4 protein-coding genes and 1 pseudogene are annotated in these 3,635 nt (G+C 66.9%); 1 reads left to right on the plus strand and 4 read right to left on the minus strand.

Features of this window, described 5'->3' with window-relative positions; all coding sequences use genetic code 11:
• Nucleotides 1–15 precede the first annotated feature (15 nt).
• The 4 genes from F6S12_RS30425 to pedF are packed head-to-tail and all read right to left on the minus strand — an operon-like array spanning nt 16 to nt 3,096.
• Nucleotides 16–945, minus strand: coding sequence for a quinoprotein relay system zinc metallohydrolase 1 (locus F6S12_RS30425; protein WP_315869738.1), 930 nt, complete (start codon nt 943–945; stop codon nt 16–18).
• A gap of 35 nt (nt 946–980) precedes the next feature.
• Nucleotides 981–1,745, minus strand: coding sequence for a quinoprotein dehydrogenase-associated SoxYZ-like carrier (locus F6S12_RS30430; RefSeq protein ID WP_015635018.1), 765 nt, complete (start codon nt 1,743–1,745; stop codon nt 981–983).
• An 8-nt stretch (nt 1,746–1,753) separates the two neighbouring features.
• On the minus strand, nt 1,754–2,629 hold the full coding sequence (locus F6S12_RS30435) for a substrate-binding periplasmic protein (RefSeq protein WP_041752130.1): 876 nt from the start codon (nt 2,627–2,629) through the stop codon (nt 1,754–1,756).
• Between the two features lie 5 nt (nt 2,630–2,634).
• Nucleotides 2,635–3,096 (minus strand): cytochrome c-550 PedF, encoded by a 462-nt coding sequence (gene pedF, locus F6S12_RS30440; RefSeq protein ID WP_041752128.1) that lies wholly within the window; start codon nt 3,094–3,096, stop codon nt 2,635–2,637.
• Between the two features lie 253 nt (nt 3,097–3,349).
• Here pedF and F6S12_RS30445 point away from each other — a divergent pair.
• Nucleotides 3,350–3,635: pseudogene (locus tag F6S12_RS30445) on the plus strand (PQQ-dependent dehydrogenase, methanol/ethanol family); the annotation flags it as partial.

Below are 3,635 nucleotides of genomic sequence, written 5' to 3' on the forward strand. Positions count from 1 at the left end.
CCGGCAAGCCGGCTCCTACAGGCCGTCGATACGCTGCAGGCGCTGGCGTTCGTAACGCGGGTACAGGTGGCTGACGCTGCGGATCAGCTCATAGCGGGTCAGGCTGATGCCGGCAAAACGCTCGGGGATCGGGCGGCGGATCATCTCTGCCATGTCGTCGCCCTGGGCGGCGCCGTCGCGCATCAACCCGTCCAGCCAGCCCAGGTAGTCCCGCATCTGGGCAAAGGGCGCCATATCGCTGGCCACCGGGCCATGGCCTGGCACGATCAGTTTCCACGGCAGGGCCTGCAAGGTGTCCAGATCCTTGAGCCAGACCCCGAGCCCCGGGCTGTTGGGGGTGGTCAGCGCGCGCTCGTAGAACACCAGGTCACCGGCAAACAGCACCCCGGTGTTCTCATCGAGAATCGCCAGATCAGCGCCGGTGTGCCCATTCAGGCCCAGCAGGCGCAAGCGATGCCCGCCCACCTCAAGCACCCCGGGCTCAAGCACCTGGGTCGGCAGCACCACCTCGGTGCCGCGCATCCAGTCGCCGACCATGCGGTACATATTTTCGGCCATGGCCTCGCCCTGCTGGCGCAGCAGGTCACCGGTGCCGGCCAGGGCGCCGATGGGTACATCGCCAAAGGCCTGGTTGCCCAGCACATGGTCGGGGTGATGGTGGGTCAGCAGCAGCTGGATCACCGGCTTGTCGGTGGTGGCGGCTATCGCCCGGCGCAAGGCTTCGCCGTAGCGTTTCGACGGCCCGCTGTCGATCACCACCACCCCGCTGTCGGTGACGATGAAGCCGGTGTTGACGATGTTGCCGCCATTGGCCTTGGCGAAATTGTCGGTGCTGCCTTCCAGCAGCCAGGTGCCCGCGGCGATCTGCCGGGGCTTGAGTGGATAGTCCAGGTCGGCCCGGGCCGGCAGGCCCAGGCACAGCAGCAACAGCAGGATCCAACGCATGGTGCGCCTCGGCTCGGGTGGGTCAAAGGATGCGGTCAGGGCAGCCTGGCCTCGAACTGGTTGCCGCTGTTGTCGCGCAACAGCAAGCGGGTCTGCCCCGGCCCCTGGATATCGAACCCCAGGTTGGGGTTTTCGCTGACCGCCGGGAACAGTTCGAGGCTGGCCAGGCGCTGATCGTTCTGGTCGCGCAGTTCGGCGTGGTTGAGGAAAAACTCGGGGATGCCGCTGACCAGGCCGTTGTCCATTGGATGGGACACCTGCAAGCGCAGGCGGCTGACATCCCCCCGGGGGTAACGCCCGCCCAGCACTTCGCCGATGTGCTCTTCCCAGCCGGGCTGGGTGCGCACCACGCTGGGGGCGGTGCAGCCGCCACCTGCGGCATCGATCAGGGTCGAGCCCACGTGCCACAGGCCATCGCGGGTCAGCACTGCGGCGCGCAGCGGCGTGGCCTGCTCGATGCGGATGCGGATCGACAGCCACGGCAGCACTCGCTCCCCCGGTTCGAAATCGACAATGCGCGGCAAGGGGTTGAGCTCGGCCCAGGCGAGGATGCGCACCACGTCGCCGCTGAAGGCCCGGGCGTCGATTTCCAGGGGCACCTGCCGCGCATCCTCGGCAAAGGGCGGCGCCAGCAGCTTGACCCGGTCATCGAAGACGAACGCCGCGTCCCCCAGCAGTTGCTTGTGGTAGAAGGCCCACATCACCGAGGGCACCGGGTCCGGGGCCTGGGGATCGGCGGCCAGCGCCGGGGTCGCCAAGGGCAGCCAGCACGCCAGCAGACAGGTCGCTCGCCAGTTCATCGCAGCTCCTATTGATACATCTGTGGGACCTCGTAACGCAGGCCATAACGGGCGTACAGCGCCTGCAGGCGACCGTCGCGGATCAGCCCTTCCAGGGCCTCTTCCACGGCATAGGCCAGCTGGCGGTTGCTTTCATGCACCGCCATGCCGATCTCCCACACCTGCTTGCCCATGTTCGGGTAGGCGTTTTCCGCCAGGGCCAACTGCGGATCAGCGGCCTTATGCAACTGCCAGTCAATCTCGCCGCGCATGGCCATCACCGCGTCCACCTGCCCGGCCCGCAAGGCGCCGAACGCCTGTTGCACGCTGGGGTAATGGTGGGTCTTGGCACTGAGCATGCCGTTGAACACCGAAGTCAGGTAGAACGACGGCACGCTGTCCACCTCGACGCCAATGGGGTGCTCCTGGAACACCGCGACACTGGCCACCGAATCCAGCCGGCGGCGGTCGAATGCCACCTGCCAGCGCTCCTCCTGATAGGGGCCGAACATCACCACGTGATCGTTGGCCAGCTCCCCCAGTTCGTTGCGCTTTTGCGCGTAGTCGTGGTCGTAGGGCACGCGCATCATCAGGTCGGCCAACTGCTGGTGGCGCAGCGGGCTTCCGCGCCAGATGTAGTCCCGCAAATCGTCGTCGAGCTTCTCCCCGGGGGGCGCCCAGATCAGTTGCAGGCGCACCCCCAGGGCCTCGGCCAGGGCTTGCGCCAGCTCCACATCGACGCCCCGCGGCTGGCCCTGGTCCTCGAAGCTGTAGGGGGCAAAATCCTGGTACACCGCCACCTTCAACTCACCGGAGGCGATCATCGTGTCGTAGTTGCGCACCTCGGCCTGGGCCGTGGCGCAACACAGCAGCAGGCCAGCCAGGAACAGGGCGAAGCGGCCCATGGCGATCACTCCTCGACGCGCACGCTGTCCAGGTAGGTGCGCACCGCCCACAGGGCTTCCTGGCTCAGGTAGTCGGCCATCTTCGGCATGTACACCCGGCCATCGCGCACCGCGCCGTGGCGCACCCGTTCGACGAACCATTCATCCCCGGCTTCGCCGGCGTCGAGCATGCGCAGGTCCGGGGCGATGCCGCCGGACTTGGCTTCCAGGCCATGGCAAGCCGCGCAGTTCTGGTTGTAGGCCGAGGCGCCGATTTCCACCGCCTTGTCGTGCTCGGGCGAGGTGCGGTACGGGTTGACCGAAGCCCAGCCGTCGCCATCGACGCTCACCCCGGCGTCCTTGATCGGCGTCAGGCCCTTGGTCTCCACCGCCTGGGGCACCACGTTGCCATGGGCCCACACAGCACCGGTGGCCAAGGCACCGGTCAGCAGCCCTACCACGAGCAAGGCGTTGCGTTTTGTTGTCATTGTTATGCCCTCAAGATTGCACGCAAGACCTCGCTACAGAGGCCATGGCGCCATCTTAGAAACAGCCGGCGGGCGGCCGTATGCTGCTTTGGTGGCCGCGCCCTACTCCCTTGGTAGTAGGGCTTGTGGCGCGGGCCTAAATCAGGTGCCGCCTGGGAACTATTCCCGGCAAGGGCGGGACTTTTTCCGTATCTCAAAGCGCCTCGCGCGGCAGACCCTAGTCAGGCCAAAACCTCCACTGGGAACCGCAACCATGACAATAAGATCGCTACCCGCCCTCTCCCCCCTGAGCCTTGCCGTCCAGGCCCTGCTGCTGGCCGGCAGCCTGTCCCTGGGCGCGGCGGCCACAGCGGCCACCGCCCCGGCGGCACCTGCCGGCAAGAACGTGACCTGGGAAGACATCGCCAACGACCACCTGACCACCAAGGACGTGCTGCAGTACGGCATGGGCACCAACGCCCAGCGCTGGAGCCCCCTGGCCCAGGTCAACGACAAGAACGTGTTCAAGCTGACCCCGGCCTGGTCCTACTCCTTCGGCG

The organism is Pseudomonas sp. JV245A (assembly GCF_032424515.1).
Lineage (GTDB): Bacteria > Pseudomonadota > Gammaproteobacteria > Pseudomonadales > Pseudomonadaceae > Aquipseudomonas > Aquipseudomonas protegens.